At 71.0% G+C, this 23,797-nt stretch carries 25 protein-coding genes; 14 read left to right on the forward strand and 11 right to left on the reverse strand.

Annotation, left to right across the window (positions count from 1 at the left end; all coding sequences use genetic code 11):
- The first annotated feature begins 28 nt into the window (after positions 1-28).
- The 5 genes from ACQEUR_RS20485 to ACQEUR_RS20505 all read left to right on the forward strand — a co-directional run bounded on the left by ACQEUR_RS20485 (position 29) and on the right by ACQEUR_RS20505 (position 6,063).
- Positions 29-1,594 (forward strand): TIGR03773 family transporter-associated surface protein, encoded by a 1,566-nt coding sequence (locus tag ACQEUR_RS20485; RefSeq protein WP_433033570.1) that lies wholly within the window; start codon positions 29-31, stop codon positions 1,592-1,594.
- Positions 1,595-1,812: 218 nt separating this feature from the next.
- Complete coding sequence (locus ACQEUR_RS20490; RefSeq protein WP_433033675.1) at positions 1,813-3,333, forward strand: anchored repeat ABC transporter, substrate-binding protein; 1,521 nt, start codon at positions 1,813-1,815, stop codon at positions 3,331-3,333.
- Positions 3,334-3,470: 137 nt separating this feature from the next.
- Positions 3,471-4,385 carry a choice-of-anchor M domain-containing protein gene (locus tag ACQEUR_RS20495; protein WP_433033678.1) on the forward strand — a complete coding sequence of 305 codons (915 nt, stop codon included), beginning with the start codon at positions 3,471-3,473 and terminating at the stop codon, positions 4,383-4,385.
- Positions 4,382-5,125: an anchored repeat-type ABC transporter ATP-binding subunit gene (locus tag ACQEUR_RS20500; protein ID WP_433033573.1), complete on the forward strand. Its 744-nt coding sequence runs from the start codon at positions 4,382-4,384 to the stop codon at positions 5,123-5,125. The genes ACQEUR_RS20495 and ACQEUR_RS20500 overlap by 4 nt, the downstream gene beginning before the upstream one ends.
- Positions 5,125-6,063, forward strand: a complete 939-nt coding sequence (locus ACQEUR_RS20505; protein ID WP_433033576.1) for an anchored repeat-type ABC transporter permease subunit — start codon at positions 5,125-5,127, stop codon at positions 6,061-6,063. The genes ACQEUR_RS20500 and ACQEUR_RS20505 overlap by 1 nt, the downstream gene beginning before the upstream one ends.
- Positions 6,064-6,257: 194 nt before the next feature.
- Here ACQEUR_RS20505 and ACQEUR_RS20510 read toward each other — a convergent pair whose 3' ends face one another.
- The 3 genes from ACQEUR_RS20510 to ACQEUR_RS20520 all read right to left on the reverse strand — a co-directional run bounded on the left by ACQEUR_RS20510 (position 6,258) and on the right by ACQEUR_RS20520 (position 9,528).
- Positions 6,258-7,070 (reverse strand): class I SAM-dependent methyltransferase, encoded by an 813-nt coding sequence (locus tag ACQEUR_RS20510; RefSeq protein WP_433033681.1) that lies wholly within the window; start codon positions 7,068-7,070, stop codon positions 6,258-6,260.
- A 97-nt stretch (positions 7,071-7,167) separates the two neighbouring features.
- Positions 7,168-7,896: a class I SAM-dependent methyltransferase gene (locus tag ACQEUR_RS20515; protein WP_433033579.1), complete on the reverse strand. Its 729-nt coding sequence runs from the start codon at positions 7,894-7,896 to the stop codon at positions 7,168-7,170.
- A gap of 147 nt (positions 7,897-8,043) precedes the next feature.
- The gene (locus ACQEUR_RS20520; protein ID WP_433033582.1) at positions 8,044-9,528 is read right to left on the reverse strand and encodes a choice-of-anchor M domain-containing protein; all 1,485 of its coding nucleotides are present in this window, start codon (positions 9,526-9,528) and stop codon (positions 8,044-8,046) included.
- Positions 9,529-9,729: 201 nt separating this feature from the next.
- On the opposite strand from ACQEUR_RS20520, the gene ACQEUR_RS20525 reads away from it, so the two are divergent.
- Together ACQEUR_RS20525 and ACQEUR_RS20530 are read left to right on the forward strand one after the other, a co-directional pair.
- Positions 9,730-10,383, forward strand: a complete 654-nt coding sequence (locus ACQEUR_RS20525) for a choice-of-anchor M domain-containing protein (protein ID WP_433033585.1) — start codon at positions 9,730-9,732, stop codon at positions 10,381-10,383.
- A 32-nt stretch (positions 10,384-10,415) separates the two neighbouring features.
- Positions 10,416-11,063 (forward strand): choice-of-anchor M domain-containing protein, encoded by a 648-nt coding sequence (locus ACQEUR_RS20530; protein WP_433033588.1) that lies wholly within the window; start codon positions 10,416-10,418, stop codon positions 11,061-11,063.
- Between the two features lie 355 nt (positions 11,064-11,418).
- On the opposite strand, the gene ACQEUR_RS20535 is transcribed toward ACQEUR_RS20530, so the two are convergent.
- Genes ACQEUR_RS20535 through ACQEUR_RS20545 form a run of 3 tightly spaced genes read right to left on the reverse strand, consistent with a single transcriptional unit; the run spans position 11,419 to position 13,846 of the window.
- Entirely contained in the window at positions 11,419-12,288 is an 870-nt protein-coding gene (locus ACQEUR_RS20535) for a class I SAM-dependent methyltransferase (protein ID WP_433033591.1), read from the reverse strand.
- A complete protein-coding gene (locus ACQEUR_RS20540) occupies positions 12,285-12,548 on the reverse strand; it encodes a type B 50S ribosomal protein L31 (protein ID WP_433033594.1) in 264 nt (87 codons plus the stop codon). Before ACQEUR_RS20540 ends, ACQEUR_RS20535 begins: the two co-directional genes overlap by 4 nt.
- On the reverse strand, positions 12,545-13,846 hold the full coding sequence (locus tag ACQEUR_RS20545) for a CobW family GTP-binding protein (RefSeq protein WP_433033597.1): 1,302 nt from the start codon (positions 13,844-13,846) through the stop codon (positions 12,545-12,547). Before ACQEUR_RS20545 ends, ACQEUR_RS20540 begins: the two co-directional genes overlap by 4 nt.
- 108 nt (positions 13,847-13,954) lie before the next feature.
- Between ACQEUR_RS20545 and rpmB the strand changes: the two genes are divergently transcribed.
- On the forward strand, positions 13,955-14,191 hold the full coding sequence (gene rpmB / locus ACQEUR_RS20550; RefSeq protein WP_433033600.1) for a 50S ribosomal protein L28: 237 nt from the start codon (positions 13,955-13,957) through the stop codon (positions 14,189-14,191).
- Positions 14,191-14,358 carry a 50S ribosomal protein L33 gene (gene rpmG / locus ACQEUR_RS20555; protein ID WP_433033603.1) on the forward strand — a complete coding sequence of 56 codons (168 nt, stop codon included), beginning with the start codon at positions 14,191-14,193 and terminating at the stop codon, positions 14,356-14,358. Before rpmB ends, rpmG begins: the two co-directional genes overlap by 1 nt.
- A 202-nt stretch (positions 14,359-14,560) precedes the next feature.
- Here rpmG and ACQEUR_RS20560 read toward each other — a convergent pair whose 3' ends face one another.
- Together ACQEUR_RS20560 and ACQEUR_RS20565 are read right to left on the reverse strand one after the other, a co-directional pair.
- Positions 14,561-15,022, reverse strand: a complete 462-nt coding sequence (locus ACQEUR_RS20560; protein WP_433033606.1) for an ATP-binding cassette domain-containing protein — start codon at positions 15,020-15,022, stop codon at positions 14,561-14,563.
- Positions 14,970-15,362, reverse strand: coding sequence for a Fur family transcriptional regulator (locus tag ACQEUR_RS20565; RefSeq protein WP_433033609.1), 393 nt, complete (start codon positions 15,360-15,362; stop codon positions 14,970-14,972). The genes ACQEUR_RS20560 and ACQEUR_RS20565 overlap by 53 nt, the downstream gene beginning before the upstream one ends.
- Positions 15,363-15,918: 556 nt before the next feature.
- Here ACQEUR_RS20565 and ACQEUR_RS20570 point away from each other — a divergent pair.
- Together ACQEUR_RS20570 and ACQEUR_RS20575 are read left to right on the forward strand one after the other, a co-directional pair.
- The gene (locus ACQEUR_RS20570) at positions 15,919-17,631 is read left to right on the forward strand and encodes a PHP domain-containing protein (protein WP_433033612.1); all 1,713 of its coding nucleotides are present in this window, start codon (positions 15,919-15,921) and stop codon (positions 17,629-17,631) included.
- The gene (locus ACQEUR_RS20575; RefSeq protein WP_433033614.1) at positions 17,631-18,149 is read left to right on the forward strand and encodes a hypothetical protein; all 519 of its coding nucleotides are present in this window, start codon (positions 17,631-17,633) and stop codon (positions 18,147-18,149) included. The genes ACQEUR_RS20570 and ACQEUR_RS20575 overlap by 1 nt, the downstream gene beginning before the upstream one ends.
- Before the next feature lie 136 nt (positions 18,150-18,285).
- Here ACQEUR_RS20575 and ACQEUR_RS20580 read toward each other — a convergent pair whose 3' ends face one another.
- The 3 genes from ACQEUR_RS20580 to ACQEUR_RS20590 all read right to left on the reverse strand — a co-directional run bounded on the left by ACQEUR_RS20580 (position 18,286) and on the right by ACQEUR_RS20590 (position 20,945).
- Positions 18,286-18,972, reverse strand: a complete 687-nt coding sequence (locus ACQEUR_RS20580; protein WP_433033616.1) for a hypothetical protein — start codon at positions 18,970-18,972, stop codon at positions 18,286-18,288.
- Positions 18,973-19,227: 255 nt separating this feature from the next.
- Positions 19,228-19,974, reverse strand: a complete 747-nt coding sequence (locus tag ACQEUR_RS20585; protein WP_433033619.1) for a TIGR03943 family putative permease subunit — start codon at positions 19,972-19,974, stop codon at positions 19,228-19,230.
- Positions 19,971-20,945 carry a permease gene (locus ACQEUR_RS20590; RefSeq protein ID WP_433033622.1) on the reverse strand — a complete coding sequence of 325 codons (975 nt, stop codon included), beginning with the start codon at positions 20,943-20,945 and terminating at the stop codon, positions 19,971-19,973. Before ACQEUR_RS20590 ends, ACQEUR_RS20585 begins: the two co-directional genes overlap by 4 nt.
- Positions 20,946-21,640: 695 nt before the next feature.
- Between ACQEUR_RS20590 and ACQEUR_RS20595 the strand changes: the two genes are divergently transcribed.
- The 3 genes from ACQEUR_RS20595 (at position 21,641) to ACQEUR_RS20605 (ending at position 23,778) form a co-directional block, all read left to right on the forward strand.
- Positions 21,641-21,814: a hypothetical protein gene (locus ACQEUR_RS20595; protein WP_433033625.1), complete on the forward strand. Its 174-nt coding sequence runs from the start codon at positions 21,641-21,643 to the stop codon at positions 21,812-21,814.
- Positions 21,815-22,268: 454 nt separating this feature from the next.
- Positions 22,269-23,279 carry a ParB/RepB/Spo0J family partition protein gene (locus ACQEUR_RS20600; protein ID WP_433033628.1) on the forward strand — a complete coding sequence of 337 codons (1,011 nt, stop codon included), beginning with the start codon at positions 22,269-22,271 and terminating at the stop codon, positions 23,277-23,279.
- A gap of 283 nt (positions 23,280-23,562) precedes the next feature.
- Positions 23,563-23,778: a hypothetical protein gene (locus ACQEUR_RS20605; protein WP_433033631.1), complete on the forward strand. Its 216-nt coding sequence runs from the start codon at positions 23,563-23,565 to the stop codon at positions 23,776-23,778.
- Positions 23,779-23,797 lie beyond the last annotated feature (19 nt).

A 23,797-nucleotide genomic window follows, 5' to 3' on the forward strand; every position in this document is an offset into this window, starting at 1 on the left:
CGTCCAGTGGAGCAAGGGCAGGAGGATGATGAGAACAGCACATCTGCGCGTCGGCGCGGCCGGGTTCGCCCTGGCCGTACTGGGACTGGCCGGCGCTGCCGCACCCGTACGCGCCGCGCCGGCGCCGGTCGACCCGGCGGGGGCGGATCTGGTGTCCCTCTCCGTCGTCGACGGTGACCTTTCGATGCGTGTCCGGGACGCGACCCAGATAGCCCGGCATGCGGTCGGGCACGAGCCGGCTGACGTGCTGTTGAGCCCGGAGGGCGGCGTGGCGGTGCGGGTGCCGGACAACCGGGAGTTCTCGTTCCTCGGCGCGCCCGGTCAGCCGGTCTGGTCGCTTACGTCCGGGAACGAGGGGCTGCCCGCGTTTGACACCACGGGCGTGGGACGGGGGGTGGTCCGGGGCGACGCGGTGACCGTGTCGCTGGCGGCGGTGGAGGGCCCGGGCCGGTTCACCGCCTATGCGGTGTCCGGCCTGGGCGCGGCCCGGGAGCTGCTCGGCGTGGGTGCCCGGGAGGTCTCGCTGCCGGTCGCGACCCGCACCCCGGTCGTCTGGGCGTTCGACGCGGCCGGTGACTACCGGCTCAGCCTCGGCTCGTCGGCGACGTTGACGACGGGCGGGACGGTGACTGCCGAGGTGACGTACCGGGTCACGGTCCCCTCCATCAAGCCGGGGCCGGCGGTGCCGCCGCCCGCCGCGGCGGCCCAGGTCGAGACCGTCCGGCCGTCGTCGCAGACCCAGGCCAAGGTACTTCCGGGTGCGCCACGGGCCGCGCCGACCCCGTCGGCTTCGCAGCCGGTGGTGGCGAACGCCGTTCCGGCCGCCGGCGAGCGAAAGGTGATCTCCGACGGGCACGTGGACATGGGGCCGCAACTGCTGGGCGCTGACTGGACGATCCGGGTCAAGGACGACACGGTCACTCCGGCGGTGTGGCGGGAACTGGCCGACGTGGTCCTGCAGGTCAAGGACAACGCGAAGACGAAGGTCCCGGCCGGGGCGGACTTCCTGGGTGCGGAGGGTGACGAGGTCTGGTTGCTGCCGCAGGCGCAGCGCTCCGGGATCGTCTGGCCGGGCTGGAACACCCAGCACGAGTCGGTGGTGGCCGGGACCCGGGGTGACGTGACGTGGACCCTCGCCGGGGTCGACGGGCCGGGCCGCTTCACGCTCTTCCTGACCGGGTCGTTCGGCAACGCCGACGTGCTGTTCGACTCGGCCAAGTCCCTGCCCCAGCGACTCGCGATCCCGCCGAACACGCACGCCCACGGCAACTGGGCGTTCAGCGAGCCGGGGCTGTACCGGCTGAGGGTGCAGATGAGCGGCACCACCACGGACGGCCGGGCGGTCACCGACACCAAGACTCTGGCGATAGCGGTGGGCGACGGCACCGATCCGACCCCGGGCTTCGGTGGCGGCGGCTCCGGCGACGGCTCGGGTGACGGTTCCGGGGGCGACGGCGGGCTGCCGCGCACCGGCACCTCCTGGATCCTCTCGGCGGTTGCCGGGGGTCTGCTCCTCGTACTCGTCGGGGCGCTGCTGCGGATCGTCGCGCGACGTCGCGGCGGGTCCGGGACCCGGACGACAACCGCCAACTAGCGGCTCCAACAGAGTTGATAACCATTCCCATTTTCATGTTATGGTGCGGCGCGACGCGGCGGAACGGTGGCGAGGACCGACCGGTCCCGCGTCGCGCCGAGACGTCGGAAGGGGCTCCGATGCCTGCTGTCGCTGTCACCCGGGCCCACCCGCACCCTCGCCGGACCAGCTCGCGGGTCCGGCTGGTGTTGCTGGCGCCGCTGCTGATCGGGGTGCTGATGGCCGGCTGCCGGTCGGAGGTGACGTTGGGCGCGCACGACGAGCGCGTCCAGGTTGTCACCACCACCGGCATCCTGCGCGACCTGGTCAGCCACGTCGGCGGTGACCGGGTGCGGGTCAGTTCGCTGGTCCCGGACGGCGCCGACCCGCACAGCTACGAGCCGACACTGCGGGGCGTCCGCGACGTCGTGTACGCCGACGTCGCGTTCAGCAACTACCTGCTGCTGGAGGAGCAGGCCATCGTCAAGGCACTGGACGCGAACCTGCGCGGCGGCGTGCCGAACATCTCGCTTGCCGAGGGCGCGGTGAAGTACGCGGCGGAGATCATTCCGCTGGTGGAGGACGTCTCGCTGGACACCATCTGGCTCGGGATGCGGGTCCGGGGCACCGGCGCGGCACACGGCGCCAACCGCTCCTCCGACGTGCTGCTGCGCGCCACCGCCGCCGAGGGGCCGGGCGGGCTCGTCGCCTACCTGACCGAGTCGTTCGGCAACCCCTCGTTCTACGTCGACTCCACTGACGGATTCGACCCCGCGAACGGCTACCGGGACGACACCGCGACCCTGCCACCGGACGCGCACACCCACATGAGCTGGGCGTTCACCGAGCCTGGCGTCTACCGGCTGACCGTGCGGGCACAACTCGCGGTCACCCCGGACACCGCACCCGTGCCCATGGGCGAGCAGGTCTTCACCTTCGCCGTCGGGGTGGATCCGCATTCGGTGCCCGGGATGGCCGGCGCGGTGGTGCTGAACTCCGGGCACGCGGACATCAGCGTGGACCTCGACCAGGGGCGGTTGTACCTGTTCGCCGACCCTGAGGGCAGCGGCGAGGCAAATCAGCGGGTGTACAACCCGGCCAGCACGGTGATCGAGGTGCCGAACAAGGCGCTGCGGGAGGTGCCGGGCGACCGCCGGTTCCGGTTCCTCGGCCGCGCCGGCACCCAGGTCTACCAGCTTCCCCAGGCGGTACTCGGCAAGCACGTGCACGGCGAGATCGACCCGCACCTGTGGCAGAACGTCCGCAACGCCATCTCCTACGTCGAGCTGATCCGGGACACCCTGATCGGGGTCGACCCGCAGGGCGCGGCGACGTACCGCGCCAACGCCACGACCTACATCGGCCAACTCGAACAACTCGACGGCTTCGTCCGGGACACGATCACCCGGATCCCGTCGCCGCGGCGCCATCTGGTCACCACCCACGACGCCTTCGGCTACCTGGGCCAGGCGTACGGGATCGAGATCTCGGGCTTCGTCACCCCGAACCCGGCCACGGAGCCGAGCCTGGCCGATCGGCGCCGGCTCACCGAGACGATCCGCAACCTCGACATCCCCGCCGTCTTCCTCGAACCGAACCTGGCCGCCCGCTCCACCACCCTGACCGAGGTGGCCCGGGAAGAGGGACTGCGGATCTGCCGGATCTACGGCGACACCTTCGACGACAAGGTGACCGACTACGTGGAGATGATGCGGTTCAACGCCGAATCGCTGCACGACTGCCTGACCAAAGCACCATGAGGGAGGAACCAGTGACGGCAGGACGAGCGCGGTCGCGCCGCTCAACCGGTCCAGAGCATCGCGGTCCTGCGCCAAGGCCGAATCATGGGCGGTGCCTTCGTGCGGCCAGGGGGATTCTGCGATGCGCCGCGGTGACGATGGTGGCGCTGGCAGCGGTGCCGGCCCCCGCGTCGGCCGAGCAGCCGACCCCCGGCGGCCTCGGCCAGTCGATCGCGGCGGACCAGCCGCTGGCCACCGACCGGGCGACGCTCACCACCGGACACGTGGACATCGGCCCCCGCTACGTCGACAACCAGTGGACCCTCCTCATCCATGACGGCACCCAGGCACAGCCGGTATGGCGCAGCCCCGACGAGACCGTGCTGCGGGTCTCCGACGCGGCGTCGCAGGCCGTGCCCGAGGACCCGGCGTACGCCTTCCTCGGCGTCGACGCCGGCAAGCGGGTCCACGTCGTGCCGCAGGTCCAGAACCAGGACGTGGTCTGGCTCGGCTGGAACACCCAGGACCCCCGGGTGATGCGGACAATCGACCGGGGGGTCACGCTGCACCTGCTCGGCGTACGGGGGCCGGGCACGCTCACCACCTTCCTCCAGTCCGGCAACTTTGCCCCACCCCAGGTGCTGTGGCGCTCCGCGGAGCCGGCCGCCAAGCCGTTCTGGGTCGAGGTCAACACCCACACCCACGCCAACTGGGTCTTCACCGAACCCGGCGTCTACCTGGTCACAATCCAGGTCTCCGCCGACCTGGTCAGCGGCGAGAAGGTCTCCGCGACCCGGACGCTGCGGTTCGCGGTCGGCGACGTGACCAGCACCGACGAGGCGTTCGCCGCCACGGCGGACGTCCCCGGACCCGCCGACCAGGCGCCCGCCGGCGACGAGCGGACCGGCAGCGGCGACCCATCCGGCAGCCCCGGCACGCTGCTGCTCACCGCGCTGATCGGGATCGCCGCCCTGCTCGCGGTCGCGCTGGTCGTGGTCCTGACCCGGGGCGCCGCCGCGAAGCGCCGGGCCGAACGCGAACGCACCGCGTCGCCGCCGGACGGTCGGTCATGAGAGCACTGGAAGTCGAAGAGCTGGACGTGGACCTCGGCGGCCGGCCGGTACTGCGCAACGTACGGTTGCACCTCGAACCCGGGGAACTGGTCGGGCTGCTCGGCCCCAACGGTGCCGGCAAGACCACCCTGCTGCGCGCCGTCCTGGCACTGATCCGCGTCCGACGCGGCCGGATATTGGTGGACGGGAAGGCGTCCCGCCCCGGACGCTCGACGATCGGGTACGTCCCGCAGCGCCACGAGTTCACCTGGGACTTTCCGATCTCCGTCGAGCAGGCGGTGTTGACCGGCCGAACCGGCCGGATGGGTCTGCTCCGCCGCCCCGGTGTCGCCGACTGGCGGGCGGTCGGCGACGCGCTCGACCGGGTGCAGCTCGCCGCGCTGCGCCGACGTCCGGTCGGCGAACTCTCCGGCGGGCAACGTCAACGGGTCCTGGTCGCCCGCGCCCTCGCGCTGGCGCCGCGCATCCTGCTGCTCGACGAGCCGTTCACCGGACTGGACATGCCCACCCAGGAGCTGCTCGGCGACCTGTTCGCCGGCCTCGCCGCCGAGGGCCGGGCGGTGCTGATGACCACCCACGACCTCGTCGCCGCCATCGAGTCCTGCACCCGGTTGGTCCTGCTCAACCGCACGGTCATCGCCGACGGGCGCCCCGCGGAACTCCAGGACGTCGAGGTGTGGATGCGCACCTTCGGGGTCAGCGCCACCTCCCCGCTGTTGAAACTCGTGAGGGCGGCCTAGTGTCCATCACCGACTTCCTCACCGACCTGCTCAACCCCGACCTCGCGTTCCTGCCCAAGGCCCTGGCGATCGCGGTCATGTCCAGCATCGTCTGCGGCGTGGTCGGCTGCTACGTGGTGCTGCGCGGGATGGCCTTCATCGGCGACGCCGTCGCGCACGCCGTCTTTCCTGGCCTCGCGATCGCCTTCGTCCTGCAGGGCAGCCTGGTCCTCGGCGGGGCCGTCGCCGGCATCGCGACCGCCCTGCTGATCGCGATCTTCGCGCAGAACCGGCGACTCAGGGAGGACTCCCTGATCGGCGTCTTCCTCGTCGCCACGTTCGCTCTCGGCATCGTGATCATCTCACAGGCACCCGGCTACGCCGGCTCGTTGCAACAGTTCCTCTTCGGCTCGATCACCGGCATCCCGGACCGGGACCTCTACCTGGTCGGTGGCACCGGCCTGGTCATCCTCGGCCTGGTGTTCGCGCTGCACAAGGAACTCGTCGCGGTCTGCCTGGACCGGGAGATGGCCCGCTCCACCGGGCTGCCGGTGTTCTGGCTCGACATCGTGCTCTACGTGCTGGTGACCCTGGCCGTGGTGATCTCGCTGCAGACCATCGGCAACATCCTCGTCCTGGCCCTGCTGATCACTCCCGCGGCGACGGCCCGGCTGCTCACCGACCGGCTCGGCGTGATGATGCTGCTCTCCCCGGCGATCGGCGGCACCTCCGCCCTCGTCGGGCTCTATCTGTCGTGGAGTTACGACACACCGGTCGGCGGCACCATCGTTCTGGTCGCCACCGCCTTCTTTCTCACTGCCTGGCTCTTCGCCCCGAGGCACGGTCTGCTGACCCGGCGCTGGCGCCGTCCCGCAGCGGCTGAGTCGGCCGGCAGCGTCCGTCCGGATCATCGCGACGTGATCGCGGGCGCCGAGGAGACGTCGCCGGCCGTTCCGTAGCCGGACGACAGGGCGGACTCCAGCGGCCATGCTCGGCGGTGCAGCAGCCGCAGCCCCGCGTCCCAGCTCGCCGGGCGGGGCGAGGTCGAGCAGGCGCGACCGAGTCTGCGGTGCGCCGCGTCGCGAAGGCATCCAGGGTCCAACGGCAGACCGGCCTCAGGTGCCGGCCCGCAGGACGTCGGCGCTCTACCGGCTCAGGAGTCGGCGGCCACGCCGAAGGTGAACCGGACGGTGGTGGTCAGGGCGATGTCCTCGCCGGAGCGGGTCAGTACCCGGGTGGCGTCGGCGAGTGCGGCGGGCAGCCGGTCGGCCGGGATCTGTTCCAGCAACGCCCGGGCGCCGTGCGACCAGGCCCACGTCATCCAGTGGTCGATGTCGCGGAACCGGCTCTGGAACGTCGCCTCGTCGACCACGATTTCCTCGAAGCCGGCGGCCTCCAGGAGTGCGGCGGTCAACTCGGGGGTGGCGAAGAACTTCTCCTGATCGGCCGTTGGCGGCCGGCGACGATTTTCGGGAAGGTGCTGTGCCATCGCGCGCAGCGCGTCGTTGAACAGCGGGTCCTGGGCGGCGAAGGTGGTGAGTCCGAGACGTCCGCCGGGGCGGAGCAGCCGCCGGTAGGCGCGCAGCGCGTCGAGGGGCGCGGGGAGCAGGAAGACCACCAGTCCGGCGAGTACCGCGTCGACGCTGGACGGAGGTAGTGGCGGCGTCTCGGCGTCGGCGACCTCGACCCGTACCTGGGTCAGTCCGGCCTCGGTCGCGTCGGCGCGGGTCAGCTCGACCATCGTCGGGGCCAGGTCGATGCCGACGGCGCTGCCGGTCGGCCCGACGGCCTCGGCGGCCGGGAACAGGACGGCACCCCGTCCACAGCCCACGTCGAGCACGCGCTGCCCCGGACGAAGGCCGGCCCGGCGTACGAGTTCCCGCCCGATCGGGCCGAAGAACTCCACGCCGACCCGGTCGTAGGCAGGGGCGCCGCGGTCGAACACCCCGGCCATCTCCTGCTTCATCCGGGTCGCCTCGGATCCGTCGCTGCTGTCGTTCACGTCGGGGCCTCCTCGGTAGGGGTTTCGTTAGGTGCCGGGTCGCGGGGGACCGGTGCGTCGATCAGCCTTGGGGTGTGGCCACGAGGACGTTCAGCTCTCCGATGGTGGCGGTGAAGCCGGCGTCGGCGAGTTCGTCGAGCAGCTGCGCCGGGGACACCACATGCCATGGGTACGCCGCGACCAGCTCGCGCTCGACGCTGCCGTCCGGGGCGAGGGTGCGGTAGCGCATGGTCCAGGTGACGGTGCCGTCACCGGCGGGCCGGGCCTCGCCGCCGCCCTGGTAGGTGCGTCCGCCGATCGTGATGGCGGCGAAGTCGGTCGGCGGCACGGTGGTCACCTCGGCGGGCGGTTGCAGGTTGACGATCAGCGGTGCGGAGGGCGCCAGCCGGGCACGCAGGTCGGCCCAGAGCGTCCGGCGCTGCTCCGGGTCGAGGTGTCCGAGCATGTTCATCGCCAGGACTCCGCCCAGGCGGGCCGGGGGTTGCCAGGCCTGGATGCCGGCGGCGACGACGGTCACCCTGGTGCGCAGCGTCGCGTTGTCGGCGAGTCGGGACAGCAGTACCGCGCGGAGGATCGGCGAGGGCTCCACCGCGACGATCTCGGCGGTCGGCAGCGTCTCCGCCACGAGCAGAGTGCCCAGACCGGTCCCGGCGCCGATGTCGAGGATCGGTCCCTGGTCCGGGACGGCGCGGTGCAGTGCCGCGACGACCGGTGGGCGGAACGCCTGCCAGGCGTCCCGGCTGAACACGTCGATGAACTCACCGGACTCCGCGTAGAGGTCGGCCGTCATTGGCTTCTCGTCTCCCTGTCGTCAGTGGTAGGCGGACTACCCCGGCCTGTCTCGCGCCTCGGGTGGTGGCCGATTCGCCGAGGGCGGCGCCGATACGGCGTCTCGGCAGCCGTGGTCTGTGCACCACGGCTGCCGAGAGGCGATTTCTCAGATGGCGGTCAGGGTCAGCGTCGCGACGTACTGACCGGCGGCGGTGTCGGTGGGCAGTTCCAGGTTCAGTCCGGCGCCGAGCCGGGCGGTGCCGCGGCCGTCGCCGGCCGGTGCGGTGCCGAGCAGGCTGCTCGCGGCCAGGCCGTTTCCGGCCGAGAAGCCGGGCGCGACCGCCGGGCCGGCGGCGACACCCTGGCCGTCCGCCTGGGCCAGCACGGTGGGTGTCCAGCCGAGGTACTTCCCGCTGACCCGGGTGTTCCCGGCGGTGAAGTCGCTCAGCTGTCCGGCGACGTTCCAGCCGGGTTCACCCGGCCGGGTGTCGGTCACCGTGACCGGGCGCAGGCCGCCGCCGCTCTGCCAGCGGTCTCCCGCCGGGACCAGGGTGGCCGCGGGCAGGTTCACGGTGCGGTCGCCGGGGTCGACGCTGACCACCAACGCGCCCTGCGTCCCGTCGACGGTCACCGTGACGGTCTGCGACGCCGCCGGTACGCCGGCGTCCTGCACGTTCAGGGTCACCGGGGCGCTCTCGGCCACCGGCACCTCACCGTCCCGGTAGAGCCGGACCAGGTACCGGCAGTTGTCCAACTGCGCGGTGGCGGTGAACGAGTACGCCGCGGACACCTCGCTCGGTATCGCAACGAACTCCGCCGCGCCCGGGCACCTGCTGAACCAGCGGTACCGGTCCAGGTTGGTGACCGGGTCCTGCACGGCGGTCAGGGTCACCGCCGCGCCCGGGGCGTACGCCGGTCGCAGGCCCTGGATGGAGAGCTGGACCTCCGGCTCGGGATCGGGCAGGTCGCCGACCACGAAGCGGTACGGCATCGGTCCGGTCGACACGGTCGTGCCGTCGGCCAGTGTGGCGTCGACCCGGAAGGTCAGGGTGTAGCTGCCCAGGGCGCTGAAGACCCAGTTGGCGTGGGCGTGCGTGCCGATGGGCACCTCGATCGCGTCCGGCAGCCCGTCGTCGCTGCGGAACTTGACCAGCGGCTGACCGACCGGGTCGGTCATGAAGACCGACACCCGGCCCGGACCGGCCACGTCCACCAGGCTCAGGCTGACCCTGTCGCCCCGGAACACGCCCGATCGCAGCGTGGTCGTGTTCCAACCCGGCCACAGCAGGTTCGGATCCTGCGTCATCGGCAGCATCCAGATCGTCGAGCCGGCCGGCCCGAGGAACGCGTACGACGGCAGATCCGGCACCTCGACCGCGGCCTCCGGCCGGACCTGGAAGGTCACGTCCTGCGGATCGCGGGTGACCGACGGCTCCACGGTGTCGTCGTGCACCTTCAACACCAGCCGGCCACCCTCGTAGTGCACGTCGACCGCGTCGGTGTGGCCACTGGAGAGCACCACCTTCTCCTGCCCGAGTGCCGGCTCCTGCCCGAGTGCCGGCGTGGCAGGCGACAACAGCAGGCCACCGAGGCACACGACGGCGGCGGCCGCTGCGGCAAGGCGTTTGCGGCTCGGACTTCTCGTCGTCATCCTCCCCCCACCTCTTTCGTGAAATGAAAACCGATATCAGATTCGCGGGGAAGCTAGCACGACCTCCGGGTCATGTCGACCAGGTGGTCGGCTGCGTCGGAGGCTCGCGCCGTTGGTCGAGCCGCGGTGTTGACAGTCTACTGAAAATGGTTACCGTTTGCTTTAGCCGTGGCAGGGTGTCGCGGCGTGAGGAGGAGTTGCATGCGAACCAAGATGTCCGCGTTGACCGGTGTCACCGCGGCGGTGACCGCCGGGCTGCTGGCCTGGGCCGTACCCGCCCAGGCCGCGGTCGTGACGCTGTCCCAGGGGCATGTCGACGCGGTCGACGTGGCCTTCGAGGACGGCGAGTTCGAGATTTCGGTCCACGACGAGACGGTGGACCCTGACGTGGAGCGCGACCCGGCCGACGTGATCCTTCTCGCGAAGCCGGAGGCGGCGGTGACCGTGCCGGACGACCCGCGGTACGGCTTCCTCGGCACCCCGGGTGCCACCGTCCACATTCTTCCCGAGGTCGAGGACGAGAACCTGCTCTGGGCCGGGCTGGCCACCGAGGAGGTGGAGGCCGGCGTCTTCGTCGGCGACACCGTCCAGATCCGGTTCACCCGGCTGGTCGGCCCGAACGGGTTCAGCCTCTTCACCACCGATCCCACCGGCGCGCCGAACGTGCTGGTCGACAGCGAGGACGGCCTGCCGGACGTGGTCACCCGACCGGTCGGCGGTCACCTGCACGCCAACTGGGCGTTCGAGGGCGCCGGCACCTACCGGATCAAGGTCGAGGCGACCGGCCGGCTCGCCGCGACCGGCCAGCGCGTCACCTCTGACCCGGTGTGGCTCACCTTCCAGGTCCAGCGCTGAGCCGCGACCCGATCAGCGAAACTGGAGAAGCGATGAGACTCGTCCACCGGACACTCGCCCTCGTGGCGACCGCGACCGCCGCCATCGTCGGCCTGACCGCCACCCCGGCGGCCGCGGCCACCATCGAGACCGGCCACCTCGACATCCTCGACATCGACTACACCGGCGGGGCCCTCACCCTCGACATCAAGACGTACAGCCCTGCCAACGACGACCTCTCCCCGGCGGGCACGACCCTGCGCCTGCCGTCGATCTCCGCCATCGCGGTGCCGAGCGGATCCGCCTGGACCTGCCTCGGCGCCGCCGGATCCACGGTCTACGTCGCCCCACAGACCGAGAACCCCAACCTGCTGTGGGCCGGCTGGAACACCGAGGACGTGCCCGCGGCCCAGGGACCGGTGCGGATGGAACTGGTCGGGGTTTCCTCCGTGCCGGCCGGCGGACGGTTCGCCCTCTACACCACCAACGCCTTTGGCGCGCCGACCTTCCGACTCAACTCCCACACCGCCGCCGGCTGCCCGATCTCCGTCTGGCCCGGCAACATCGGCGCCGGCACCCACGCCCACGGCAACTGGGCCTTCTCCGCGCCCGGCACGTACACCCTCTCGTTCCGGGCCACCACCCAGGGCGGCAGTGGAGTCGCCAGTCCCACCGTCAACTACACCGTCCAGGTCGGCTGAGCGCACCGATCGGCCACCGCGCCCCCGACCGCCTGCTACGGACTGGTCGGGGGCGCGGTCTGACCCTCCACGGCTGGACGCCTCCTCCTGATCCGCAACGGGGCCCGAACGGTATGGACAGGCGTGGGTTTCTCGTCGGCCCGGTGGAACGGCCGGAGCAGGTGGCCGAGGTCGTCGACCTGGTCCGGCAGGCCGACCGGCGGCCGGACTGACGACGCTGCGTTGGTCCCGAACCCGGACGACCCCGTCGGGCCGGCGCGGGCGTCGTCGCGGCACGGAGGCGCGAGGACAGAGCGGCTCCGCAACGGACGGCCTGCGGTCGCGGCATGGACCGCAGGCCGGTGGCGATCGCCGGTCAGCGGCGACGACCGACGTGAACGCTGCGTGCCTCGAGCACCCCCAGGTCGGCCCGACGACCCAGCCAGGCGGTGTCGGCGGGGTCGAGGAGCCGGTCCCAGGCGAGCAGATCGTCGGCGGCGAGCAGGCCCGCGTCCCGTAGCCGGCCGACACGGTCGGCGAAGCCCGCCACGACGGCGCGCAGCCGGGCCTGCGACAGTGGCGGCGACACCTCGATGAGGGCGGTGGCGGTCGTCACCGGGTTCAGGCCGGCGCGGCGCAGTGCCTCACCCCAGCCGTAGGGCATCGGGCGGCTGCCGGGCAGCGCGGCGCGCATCCGGGCGAACCACCGTTCCTGGGCCAGGTGCAGCCGCGACTCCAGACCGGGTTCGCCCACGCCGACGTCCCACGGGAGGTGGCGGGTGGGGAGACCCCCCTCGGCGAGAGCGAGTCGGCCGCCGGGCGCGAGGAGGGCGGCGAGGGTGTCGACAGCGCGTTGCTGGTCGCCGAGATGGTGCACGACGGCCGAGGCCCAGAGGAGATCGGCATGCCCGCCCACGGCCTCGGCCAGGGCGTCGGCGGTGTGGGAGATGTCGGCGGGCAGGACGTCGATGCGGATCCGCGGGTCGCTCCACTCGGCTTCGATCCGGTCCCGTGCCGCGTCGAGGATCGTGGCCTCGGCATCGACGGCAAGGACGCGGCCACACGTCATGTGCCGGGCCAGGGCGAGGGCCATGCCGGCGCCGCCGCAGCCGACGTCGACCGCGAGCCGGTCGCTGGGGGCGACCAACTCGCGGGCGACGGCCTGGTACCAGGCGCGATCGTCGTCGGCCGCGACGACGAGGTGCGGCGTACGCGCCGCCCAGTCGATGCGCACCGTGCTGGTCATCGGCCCTGCCTGGAACCGTGTCGGGCGTACTTGGCGCGGAACTTCTCCACCCGCCCCTCGGTGTCGACCAGGCGCTGCCGGCCGGTCCAGAAGGGGTGGCTGGCGGAGGAGATCTGCACGTCGATGACGGGGTAGGTGTTGCCGTCGGTCCACTCGACCGTCCGGTCGCTGGTGGCGGTGGAGCGTGTGAGGAAGGCGAAGTCGGCGGCGCGGTCGCGGTAGACGACGGGCCGGTACGCGGGGTGGATGCCGGGCTTCATGCGGGGTCTCCTTCGGTGTCGGTCGGATCCTGACCGGCCGCCTCCAGGTCCGGGATCGGGAAGCAGCCGGCGAACGGGTCGGGGTATCCGCGCCAGGTCTCCTCGCCGTCGGCGAGTTCGGCGTCGGTGAGCAGGCAGCGGGCGAGGGTTCGGCGTAGGTCGGCGGGGTCGAGGTCCAGGCCGATGAAGACCAGGTGCTGGTGGCGGTCGCCGTAGTAGGGATCCCAGTCGAGGGTGGCGGCGAGTCGCCGGTGGACCGGTACCTCGTCCCAGTGGTCGTCGGGCAGGGCGGTCAGCCACCGGCCGAGGCTGCCGAGGCCGAGGCCGCCGCCGGCGAAGTCCCAGGCGATGACGGTCTCGGGCTGGCTGGCGAGCCAGAGGTGGCCGCGGGAGCGGATCGTATCGGTGCCGAGGTCTTCGAGTGCGTCGTGCAGCCGGCCCGGGTGGAAGGGGCGGCGGGCCCGGTAGATCACCGAGACCACGCCGCAGTCCGGGTGCGGCTCGTGTACGCCGAGGAGGAAGCCCTCCAGGCCGCGCGCCAGCACGCCAGGCGTCTCCGGCCGGTGGCGACCGGTGCCGCGCAGCTGGCGGCCCAACGCCTGTGCGTCGACCACGTCGCCGTCGACCCGCACCAGCGCCGCCCACGGCACCATCCGCTCCAGCAGCGCCGAGAGGCGGTCGGTGTCGTAGGCCCCCTCCCGGGACTGTCCCCACAGGACGATCGTGTCGGCGTACTCGAGTTGGCGGACGACCACGTCCGCGAGCCCTCGGTCGTCGTCGTCCGCCGCGTGGATGTCGAGGCTTTTGAGGTCTTCGGTGCTGGCCAGGCCGTCGAGCAGGTGCTCGGCGTCGGCCACGGTGACGTACGAGTCGACCCGCAGCAGATCGGTGATCGGTGCGCCGTCGACGAGACAGTGCGCGCAGGCGGCGGCGACGGCCTGCGGCTCGACCACCTCGGGCAGCATCAGCACCAGGTCCCGGCCGGGGCGGGTGCGGACCATGCGGGCCAGGGTTGGCAGCACGTCCTCCCGCAGAGTGCAGGAGACGCAGCCGTGGGCCAGCGTGATCCGCTCGTTCTCCAGCACGCCCGCGCCGTCCCGGACTGTGCGGCGCACCGCGCCGTCGCGTACCTCGGAGAGGTCGTGCCGGACCAGCAGGAGCGACGGGTCCGTCGCGAGCAGCGCACGGGCGACCGCGTACGTCGCGGCGGGCCAGAAGCCGCTGAGCACGGTCAGCGACGGGCGAGGGTCGGCTGCTGTGGTGGTGGCGTCGGTGGGTGCGAGTGGTGACGTCGACATTCCGATCCTCACGGGCTAATGGAAACGATTTCCATTATAGTATGGTGGGATGGCGGCACGAGGCCAGGGGCTGCCGCCGCTACCCGTTGATCACAGGAAGGAGATGCCGTGTCCCGTCGATGTGACGTCACCGGTGCCAAGCCGAGCTTCGGCAATGCTGTGTCGCACTCCCACCGGCGCACCCGTCGCCGGTGGAACCCGAACCTCCAGCGGCACCGCTACTGGCTGCCCTCGGAGAAGCGCTGGGTCACCCTCACACTCACCGCCAAGGCGCTGCGAACGGTCGACCGCAAGGGCATCGAGAAGGTCGTGGCCCAACTGCACGCCCGGGGGGTGAAGCTCTGATGGCGAGGCAGACCGACATCCGGCCGGTGGTCAAGCTGCGCAGCACCGCCGGCACCGGCTACACGTACGTCACCCGCAAGAACCGCCGCAACGACCCCGACCGGCTGGTCCTGCGCAGGTACGACCCGATCGTGCGCCGGCACGTCGACTTCCGCGAGGAGCGCTGACGCCCAGCGCGAGCGAGTCGCTCTCCGAGGCGGGCGCCGCGCGTGGGCGGGCACGGCGAGTCGCGAGGGGGTGGCGGCGGTGGCGAACAGGCTGGGCGCGGTGTTCGTCGCCGGGTTGCGGGTCGGTCCCTTCGTATGCCATTTCAGGAACCGTCAGCGAGGCTCGCGCAGCGCCGCACCGAAGCGCGACGCCGAGCGGACGCTACTGGTTGGGTACCTGACCGACGGTCGGCCGGCCCGACGGTGCATGCTCCTCGACCCTGCCGTTGTGCAGGACAAGGACGCGGTCGGCTGCCCGGATGGTCGCGGTGCGGTGGGTGACCACGAGGGTGACGCGGTCCGGGGCGCGTTGGCGGAGCATGGCGCGCAGGGCGGCCTCGGCGTGGGCGTCGAGCGGGGCCAGGGTCTCGTCGAGGATGAGCGCCGGGGCGTCGATGAGGAGGGCGCGGGCCAGGGCCACGCGGGCGCGTTGGCCGCCGGAGACGCCGGTCCCGGAGAGTGGGGCGGCTCGGGGACGGACGGCACAGATCGACCGGATTCGGGATGCGTCAGGTGTGCTGCGCCCTCCCGTGCTGGTGGTCGGCTGGAGGGTCCTGGTATGGCGGTGAGGGTCAGCGCGCGCAGGTGGCGCAGGTGCCGAAGATTTCGAGGGTGTGACCGACATCGGTGAAACCGTGCTGGGCGGCCACCTGGTCGGCCCAACGCTCGACCGCCGGCCCGGCCACCTCGACCGTCCGTCCGCAGTTGCGGCAGACGAGGTGGTGGTGGTGTTTGCCCTGGCTGCATCGACGGAACAACTGTTCCCCGCCGGGTAGTCGGGTGGAGTCGATCTCCCCGGCGTCTACCAGCAGTTGGAGCGTCCGGTAGACGGTGGTGAGCCCGACCCGCGCCTCGCGGGCTATCAGCATGTGGTGCAACTGCTGCGCGGTGTAGAAGCCCTCGACCTCGCGCAGCAGGGCCAGCACCTCGGCCCGCTGCCGGGTGTTCCGGGTCGTGCTTGGCATCGCCTGGTTCACCGTACCGCCGTCTCCCTGAATGTCTCCCCTGACCGCACCGCCAACCCTGCCCCCGTCGATGACGCCGGATCGCAGGCGTACCCATTATGCGTCGTCGGAGACCCAGCGGCCCGTCGCGCTCCGGAACGAGCGAAAGCGGCACCTTGTCGTGATAGTGGAGCCGGCCGTTATCGGAGGCCGACGCCGGGGTTCGCCGAACTCGCCCAGGCGATCTGACCGCCCCTCCGGCACGAGCCTGACGCGTTTCCAATTTGGCCGAAGTGCTAGTGGCTTTAACCTGCGGATCTTGTCTGCGTAACCGTCTGGCAAGATGCTCGCCCCACAGCGCGGACGGCACTCCACACGGGGTGTATCGCCAGGCGGCTGGTGCCATATACCGGCTGGTGACGGGCCTGGCGCTATGCGTGGAGGTTGAATCGAATTGGTTCATCAGCCCACATGCTGGCAGTCGCATGTTCGCATGTGCGATGTCGGGGCGACATCTGTTGTTCCTACTACCGCACAAGGTTGGCGACGACGACTTCACCCTTCGAGGGAGCAGCACATGGGCCACGGCCACCCGCATCACCACGATCACGACCATGCGGCCGACGCGGACGTACCGCCGGCGCTTGACCTTTCCGTGCCGGACAGCGAACTGTCTCCCGCGGACGTCTCCCGCCGTGGTTTCCTACGCCGCACGGGTCTGCTTGGTGCCGGCGCAGCCGCTGCGGCGACCGTGCTGGGCGGCACGCCGGCGTTCGCGCAGGGCCGCGACGACGACCACGACCACGGTCGGGGGCACGACGGGGACTCGACGGGTGGGTTCAAGTGGCTCGCCGGCGACCACCACATCCACACGCAGTACAGCTCGGACGCTCAGTACCGGGTGATCGACCAGGCCCGGCACGCGCACGCGTACGGCCTGGACTGGATCGTCATCACCGACCACGGCAGCGTCGCGCACGCCAAGATCGGCGTGGAGAAGGTCAACCCGGACATCGTCGCGACCCGGGAGCAGCTCAAGGACCTGCTCGTGTACCAGGGCATGGAGTGGAACATCCCGGCGGCCGAGCACGCCACGGTCTTCGTGCACCCGGGACGTAACGAGGTCGCCGTCCTGAAGGAGTTCGAAAACGCGTTCGACGGCACTGTCAAGAACGCTGGCGGCTCGTCACCGGCGAACGAGGCGCTCGCCATCGCCGGCATCAAGTTCCTCGGCGAGCAGGTCCGCCGCCGCCGCGTCGACGGGGCGCTCTTCCTGGCCAACCACCCGGCCCGGCGCGGCATCGACTCGCCGCACGAGATCCGGGCCTGGCGCGACGCCGATCCGACCGTCGCGGTCGGCATGGAAGGCGCTCCCGGACACCAGGCGGCCGGGCTACCCCGAGCGACCGCAGGCCGCAACCGCGGTTACTACGACAACAGCCCGTCGGCGGATTCGTTCGCCGGTTACCCGGCGGAGAGCTACCGGACCTGGGGCGGCTACGACTGGATGACCGCCACCGTCGGCGGGCTCTGGGACAGCCTGCTCGCCGAGGGCAAGGCCTGGTGGATCAGCGCGAACTCGGACTCGCACGTCAACTACCTGGACACCTCGCAGCGGGGCCCGGACAGCAACTTCGACCTCAACGGCAAGTCCAACGACCCGGTGTACGGACCGCTGCTGACCGAGGCCGGCGACTACTGGCCGGGCCAGTACAGCCGTACCCACGTCGGCGCCAGCTCGTTCAGCTACAAGGCGGTCATGGACGGGCTGCGGGCCGGACGGGTCTGGGTCGACCACGGCGGCCTGATCAAGGGCCTCGACGTACGGGCCCGCGTCGCGGGTGACCGCCGGGGGAACTCCGGGACGGCGCTCGGCGGCGTGCTGCATGTGAAGCGCGGCACGAACGTCGAGGTGACCATCGACGTCGACCTGGCCGACACCCCGAACTGGTCCCAGTTCGTGCCGGTGCTCGCCCGCGTCGACCTGATCGCCGGCAAGGTCACCGGGCCGGTTTCCGACAAGGACGCCTTCACCGCGCCGAACACCCGTGTCGTGAAGTCCTTCGAGATCAACAAGCGCACCGGGCGGATCTCCCTCACCTACTCGTTCGGCCGCGTCAACGAGCCGTTCTACCTGCGGGTACGCGGTACGGATGGCAAGCGCAGCCAGCCGGGTCTGATGGGCGCCGGCGTTGACCCGGTCGGTCCAGCCCTGGACGTGGCCGGCGCCGCCGACCCGTGGCAGGACCTGTGGTTCTACGCCAATCCGATCTGGGTCCTGCCGAGTTGATGACCGCCGGCCCCATACTCGGGCTCAGCTTCGGGCATCGCACGGACCGGGAGGCCGAGCAGTGGCTGCGCCAACACGTGCAGCCGCTCGGCCTGCCCGGGCTGGTCGCCTGCACACATCTGACGCAGGTGCCGTACCCGCACGTCGCGATCAGCCTGACCGCCGACACCGATATTCCAGCCGGTCTGCCAGCTACCGAGCCCGGCTACCGAGAGGCCGCCGGCCGCGCCGCAGCCGAACACACGGCCCGTCGGTCCGGCCGAGCGGTGTTCTTTCCCGGCGCGGAGCGGCTGGTGGACACACTGACCGTCAACGAGCTACTGACCGTCAGCGCCATCGAGCGGGTGGTCCAGCTCGGCGGACTACCGGTCGAACCAGAGACACCGATCGAAACCCGGGACTTCGTCCGGCCGCAGTGGCGCGACGGGCTGCTGACGCTGGTAACGACGCCGGTAGCCGGGAACCGGTTGGCGCCCTTCGAGGTGCCGGACCCCACCCCCTGCTGCACCGACCACTAGACCGTCGTGGTGGTTGCCGGCCGAGCCCGGCCGGCAACCACCGACCGGGTCCTCAGCACCGGTGGCGGTGTCGGTTGATCAAGTGAGCGGGCAGGATCAGTGGTAGGAATGCCGCGGCGGCTGGGATCAGCGCACCTCACTTGCCTTCCGGAGCACCGTCGGCGGTCAGCCCGTCCTGGCCCGGCGCAGCGGGCAGGAAGACGTGGGCGTGTCCGTTGCCCGCGTCGATGTTGAGTACGTCGAGCTGGGTAGCGCCGGTCGACCAGGTGGCGACTGCGGCGTCTCGCTGGCGTCCGGCCAGCTCCAGTAGCTGCGGGCGAGCGGCGGCTGGCACGGCCAGCGCGGCCGCGTAGGTGTCGACGGCGATGTCGAGCGTCCGTACGGCTGCGGCCAACCCAGAGCGGGCGATGTTGACGCCAGTTCCGGCCGACGGGGGGTTGGCGAAGCCTTCGACGGTCTTGGCTGTCGTCGCTTGCCAGCCGGTCACATCAGTCCCGGCCGCGAGCGGTCCGGGCTCCCCGCCGCTCGGCACCGCCGAGGCCAGCCCGTCGAGAACGGGTACCAGACTTTGCTGCACCTGTCTGGCCTGGGCGGTGAGGTCGACGATCTGGGCGGCGTCTCGCTGAGCCTCCTCGGCGCGCAGCTGCGCCACCTCGTCGGTCATGGCCGGATCGTCGCCCGCGGTGACGGCGCCGATCGGGCCGGCGAGCAGGGCCCCGAGCGCGAACGCCAGGGCAAGTGAGGCCAGCCGGCGGCCGGTGGGCGTCGTGGCGGCCGGTGCGGACCCGCGCGATTGCGGGCGCAGCTTCGTACGGTTGCTCATCCCTCTCCTCCGCTGCCTGCTGGGACGGCCGCCGCCACAACCGCCCCGACCTGCTGTCCGTACGCTGGGTTCCGCAGGCCGGACTGGTCACTCATCCTATGCGGACGGACGCAGCCGCGGACATCTCGATCGTGTTCGGACACGGCCGACGTCGACGGGAACGTGGCAGATCCGGCCTGCCGCCGGAATGTGTGGCCTCGGGGCGACCCTGACCCGCTGACGAATCTCGCTTCCGGCCATGCCGACGCCCGGGAACTACTCGTACGGTTGCTTCGGCGGATCGACCCGCCGCCACGACTCGACCTGCACGTACGGGATGTCGACGTCGCTGACCGGGTCCCTGCCGAGTTGGGTGGAGTATCGGCCGACCACTTCCACCCAGGTGTCCGGCGGCAGGCCGCTCGGCCGGTCCCCGGACATGCCGAGTTTGATCGGTAGGCTGTCGGCGGCACAGCAGGAGAGAATCATCCGGGCCAGGATCGGTTCCCCGTCGGATCCGGGCGCGACGAAGCCGGTGAGCTGGACCCGACGGTCGGCCAGCGTGGTGCCCTGGTCGAAGATGGCCCGCCCGGCGTAGTCCAGCAGGGTGATCTTCAGCGGGTCGCCGGCCGGCAGCGGCGGGTATCCGCCGGGGTCCTCGCCGGTCAGCGCCGTTCCGGACTGCCCGGCCGCGTACGATCCGAGGGCCGGCGGCGAGATCAGCAGCAGTCCGAGGACGGGCAGCAGGAGCAGCCAGCCCACCCGGGGTTCGTGGTGGCCGTGCCCGTCGTCGGAGTCCTCGTGCTCGGCGCCCTCGTGCTCGTGGCCCTCGTGCGGCTGGCCGCGACGCCGCAGGTCGTACCAGAGGGTCATCACCCCGGCCACCACCAGCAGCAGCCCGGCTGCGACCAGGAACGGCCGCAGCCCCTCCTTGACGTACCGGAGGTAGACGTCGGTGAGGCTGGCCTTCAGCACCGACCCGCCGAGCAGCAGCAGCACCACCGCCTGCGCCTGCCGGTTCACAGCACCACCGCTCCCACTCCGACGGCCACTCCTACGGCCACGACGAACGTCGTCGGGGCGAACCGGGCCGCGAACCGGCGGCCGAAGACACCGGTCTGCATCGAGATCAGTTTGAGATCGACCATCGGGCCGACGACCAGGAACGCCAGCCGGGAGGAGAGCGAGAACTGCGACAGCGAGGCGGCCACGAAGGCATCGGCCTCGGAGCAGATCGACAGCAGCACCGCCAGTACGGCCAGCGCCAGCACCGACAGCACCGGGTTGTCGGCCAGGGTCTGCAACCACCGCTCGGGTATCAGCACGTTGATGCAGGCCGCGGCCATCGCGCCGAGCACCAGGAAGCCACCGGCGTGCACCACGTCGTGGCGTACCGCGGCCCAGAAAGCGCGGCCCTTCGACAGGTCGTCCAGCTCGGGTCGGCGCGGCAGCCGGATCCAGTCGGCCCGGCCCAGCCGCAACCAGAGCCACCCCATGATCATGGCGACGATCAGGCTGGCCACCGCTCGCCCGACCACCATCTCCGGATTGTCCGGAAAGGCGACCGCGGTCGACGCCAGCACGATCGGGTTGATCGCCGGAGCGGCGAGCAGAAACGCCAGGGCGGCGGCCGGGGTGACACCGCGGCGGATCAGCGACCCGGCGATCGGCACCGACCCGCACTCGCAGCCCGGCAGCACCACCCCGGCCGCGCTCGCCACCGGTACGGCCAGCGCCGGATGCCGGGGCAACGCCCGAGCCCAGAACGAGCGCGGCACGAAGACGGCGATCACCGCCGAGAGCAGCACCCCGAAGACCAGGAAGGGCACCGCCTGCACCATCACCGAGACGAAGACGGTGGTCCAGGTCTGCAGCCGTGGGGTGGAGATGACCGACGCCACCGGCCTCTGGAAGACGACCAGCAGGATGAGCAGCCCGGCGAGCACCTCCACCGAGCCGAAGCGCCACCACCGGACCTCATCGTGGGGCTCCACGGGTGGCGATCGCGTAGCGCCCGCCGGCTCAGCCACTGGTGGATCAGCCGTAGGAGGCCTCGAGGCGACACCGTCGTCCGGCGGGCGGTCCGGGGCGGTCACCCTGTCTGGCACGGTCAGGTGTCCTTCCGAGGGCTGAACTGGCCACCCATCATAGGCGGACGTACGCCCCCGAAGGGGCTTCGCGGATCGGCTCAGTACCCGTTTGGATAGCTGCGGCCACTGTCCGGCACCAAAGGTGCACCCGGCCAATCTCGTGTGGACGTTGGACGTTCAGGGCCGACCTCGACCGTGCCCACCGGATGGCCCTGTGCGCGGGGGCTATCCCCAAGATGCCTTGGGGTGTTTCTGACATCGGCCATCGGGGTGCTGGGGAGGCGGCTGTCGCCGGTTGATGGGATGGTCACTAGGCGCGTTTCATAAGACGTTCGTCGGGATCGAGACGTGCTCGGCGTGTGACGCTCATCGGCGGCAGGCCGCGCGAGTTTCGGTACCGTGTGGCCGCAGGCTGTAGTATCTGCGCGTGCGCACTCACAAGTGCGCACCGGATCAAGGGGGTTCAATTCCCCCCCTCGAACACAGATTCTTCGCACCGGTGCGCAGTACCCGTGTGGGTGTTCAAGTCCCCTTGAACACCCAATTTATCGTCTTCCGTCACTGTGGGTAATTGCCGCGCAGGGGCTGGGGTGGTCGCGATGACCGTCTCCGTGCCGCCGGTTGACCCTGTGGTCTTCCGCGGTCTCAGCTTGCTCGGCCACACCATCGAGTGCATCCCACAGCATGTCGAGATACTGGTCGCCACCCGAAAAGTGCAGTGTGGCCTGATCTCGCATGCTGACGAGCAGACCGCGGTGCCTTCGTCGCGGTAGCGGTACGCAGGCCAGACGGCGCAGGTCAAGCCGACCGCCGACGAGCACCTGACGGCCGATGTGCATGGACACACGCCCATTGATGTCCAGCACGCGCTGCTACCTGGCACGGCTGTACGCCACTTGTACCGGAGTTGTACGTGGATCGCCGTACCCTTCTTCCGTACGGACCCACAAAAGCGCAATGGCATCCGTGTCATGTCCGATCTACCGGCCTTCGCTGGCGCTCCGAATGAGGGCGCGGCCATCGGACCCCCTCGACCGACATTGCGCGGCGGGTTCGGCGACGCCTCCAACCGATCCAGGAGCCCCGGTGTATGCGGTCCCGTCCTCAGCGATTGTTACCCATGTGGAAACAGTTTCCAGGGTGTGTGTGGCTGGAAAACCGGAGCGTCGCCGGGAATCGGCGCCCGCGTGCTTTTCGGACCTGCTCGCTCGTACCTCGTCCGAACCGGTGGAACTGGCCGAGATCGCCGTGCTGCGCGACGGCCTCTCGCCGCGTCTGGACGGCACGAGCCCGGTCCGCACCAAGCAGCTCGTCGACCTGGCCGACGAGGTTCCACCGATCGTGGTGCATCGTTCGTCGTTACGCGTCGTCGATGGCATGCATCGGCTGGAGGCGGCGCGATCACGCGGCGAACGCCTGATTCCCGTCGTCTACTTCGACGGAACGGACGAGGAGGCCTTCGTCGCCGCGGTACGACTCAACGCCGTACACGGTATGCCGCTGTCTGCGCGGGACCGTACCGCGGCGGTAGTGCGCATCCTCGCGACGCACCCGCACTGGTCGGACCGACGGATCGCGGCCGTGTGCGGGGTCGCCCCGAAGACCGTTGCCGCGCAGCGGCGGCGGTCACCCGACGACCGGAACCGACCGAGCATCCGGATCGGCCAGGACGGCCGCCGGCACCCGCTCTCCGCGGAGAAGGGCCGCCGGATCGCGACGGAGATCATGCGAAACCGGCCAGGGGTGAGTCTGCGCGAGGTCGCCCGCGAGGCGGGAATCTCCGTGGGCACCGCGATGGACGTGCGGCGCAAGCTCGCCGCGCAGAACGGCGTGCCGAGTCCGGCCGAGGCGGGTGCGAAACTCCTGCCCGCCGCAGAGGCCGGTCCGGCAGCCCGGGTCCAGTCCACGGCCAGTGTCCTACGGCCCGCCGGCGGATGGCCGTCGGCGACCGGGCAGGGGTCCGAGCTGACTGTCGAGGCACGGTTGCGGCGTCTGGTCCACGACCCGTCGCTGCGGTACACCGAGCGGGGCAGGGCACTGCTCCGGCTGGTGTCAACGACGCTGGCGTTCATCGCCCAGTCGGACGCGGTCGCGGAGAACGTCCCGGGTCACTGCCAGGAGTCGCTACGCGCTGTCGCGGAGGCCTGCGCGGGCGGCTGGCAGGAGTTCGGCGAACGGCTCGGCGCGAAGGAACCGGGCACCCCCCGCGCCGAGGCAGCGGCCAGGGCGGCCAGATAGGACAGGCCCGGCGTCGACCGCTCCCCAACCTCGGGAATCCAGAGCTGGGCCCCGAAGTGAAGGAGCACGGGACGTCAGGGCCGGTATCGAAGTGTGCCGGCGTCCGATGGAAAGGCCGGCGGCGGAGTGGGTCGGCCCACCCCAGCCGGGACGCGCTGGGACGAGGCGGCCGAGCCGATAGCGAACGCATAGCCGACGCATAAGCGACTCGATCACACTGGCCTCCACAGGGCGTGGCGCGGAAACCCCGCGTGACGACTCGCCCTAACAAGAAAGGACTGGTATGGCCGACAACATGACCGCGGGTTCCACCGCGGGCAACCAGGCCGAGTATTTCGTCGACCTGGACGACCTCGACCTCGCCGGGGTTGACGTAGACACCTGGGACAAGACCGCGGGCGGCACCACCATGGCGTGCGTCACGCGGACGATCACGATTGTCACCCGGGCTGCCTGCGGTTCGATCGACTGTGGCCCGCCGCCGGGTGAGAACTACTAAGTTCCGACAGGTTGGTTAA

The sequence above is a fragment of the Plantactinospora sp. CA-290183 genome, from assembly GCF_050936375.1.
GTDB lineage: Bacteria > Actinomycetota > Actinomycetes > Mycobacteriales > Micromonosporaceae > Plantactinospora.

What these genes read in the sequence shown, in the direction of transcription:
- ACQEUR_RS20525 (WP_433033585.1), top strand. Translation starts at nt 9,730, where the DNA reads ATGCGAACCAAGATGTCCGCGTTGACCGGTGTCACCGCGGCGGTGACC.
- rpmG (WP_433033603.1), top strand. Translation starts at nt 14,191, where the DNA reads ATGGCGAGGCAGACCGACATCCGGCCGGTGGTCAAGCTGCGCAGCACC.
- ACQEUR_RS20565 (WP_433033609.1), bottom strand. Translation starts at nt 15,362, where the DNA reads ATGCCAAGCACGACCCGGAACACCCGGCAGCGGGCCGAGGTGCTGGCC.
- ACQEUR_RS20540 (WP_433033594.1), bottom strand. Translation starts at nt 12,548, where the DNA reads ATGAAGCCCGGCATCCACCCCGCGTACCGGCCCGTCGTCTACCGCGAC.
- ACQEUR_RS20575 (WP_433033614.1), top strand. Translation starts at nt 17,631, where the DNA reads ATGACCGCCGGCCCCATACTCGGGCTCAGCTTCGGGCATCGCACGGAC.
- ACQEUR_RS20560 (WP_433033606.1), bottom strand. Translation starts at nt 15,022, where the DNA reads ATGTCGGTCACACCCTCGAAATCTTCGGCACCTGCGCCACCTGCGCGC.
- ACQEUR_RS20605 (WP_433033631.1), top strand. Translation starts at nt 23,563, where the DNA reads ATGGCCGACAACATGACCGCGGGTTCCACCGCGGGCAACCAGGCCGAG.
- ACQEUR_RS20515 (WP_433033579.1), bottom strand. Translation starts at nt 7,896, where the DNA reads ATGACGGCCGACCTCTACGCGGAGTCCGGTGAGTTCATCGACGTGTTC.
- ACQEUR_RS20520 (WP_433033582.1), bottom strand. Translation starts at nt 9,528, where the DNA reads ATGACGACGAGAAGTCCGAGCCGCAAACGCCTTGCCGCAGCGGCCGCC.
- ACQEUR_RS20580 (WP_433033616.1), bottom strand. Translation starts at nt 18,972, where the DNA reads ATGAGCAACCGTACGAAGCTGCGCCCGCAATCGCGCGGGTCCGCACCG.
- ACQEUR_RS20500 (WP_433033573.1), top strand. Translation starts at nt 4,382, where the DNA reads ATGAGAGCACTGGAAGTCGAAGAGCTGGACGTGGACCTCGGCGGCCGG.
- ACQEUR_RS20535 (WP_433033591.1), bottom strand. Translation starts at nt 12,288, where the DNA reads ATGACCAGCACGGTGCGCATCGACTGGGCGGCGCGTACGCCGCACCTC.
- ACQEUR_RS20510 (WP_433033681.1), bottom strand. Translation starts at nt 7,070, where the DNA reads ATGAAGCAGGAGATGGCCGGGGTGTTCGACCGCGGCGCCCCTGCCTAC.
- ACQEUR_RS20595 (WP_433033625.1), top strand. Translation starts at nt 21,641, where the DNA reads ATGACCGTCTCCGTGCCGCCGGTTGACCCTGTGGTCTTCCGCGGTCTC.
- ACQEUR_RS20495 (WP_433033678.1), top strand. Translation starts at nt 3,471, where the DNA reads ATGGTGGCGCTGGCAGCGGTGCCGGCCCCCGCGTCGGCCGAGCAGCCG.
- ACQEUR_RS20490 (WP_433033675.1), top strand. Translation starts at nt 1,813, where the DNA reads ATGGCCGGCTGCCGGTCGGAGGTGACGTTGGGCGCGCACGACGAGCGC.
- ACQEUR_RS20570 (WP_433033612.1), top strand. Translation starts at nt 15,919, where the DNA reads ATGGGCCACGGCCACCCGCATCACCACGATCACGACCATGCGGCCGAC.
- ACQEUR_RS20485 (WP_433033570.1), top strand. Translation starts at nt 29, where the DNA reads ATGAGAACAGCACATCTGCGCGTCGGCGCGGCCGGGTTCGCCCTGGCC.
- ACQEUR_RS20545 (WP_433033597.1), bottom strand. Translation starts at nt 13,846, where the DNA reads ATGTCGACGTCACCACTCGCACCCACCGACGCCACCACCACAGCAGCC.
- ACQEUR_RS20530 (WP_433033588.1), top strand. Translation starts at nt 10,416, where the DNA reads ATGAGACTCGTCCACCGGACACTCGCCCTCGTGGCGACCGCGACCGCC.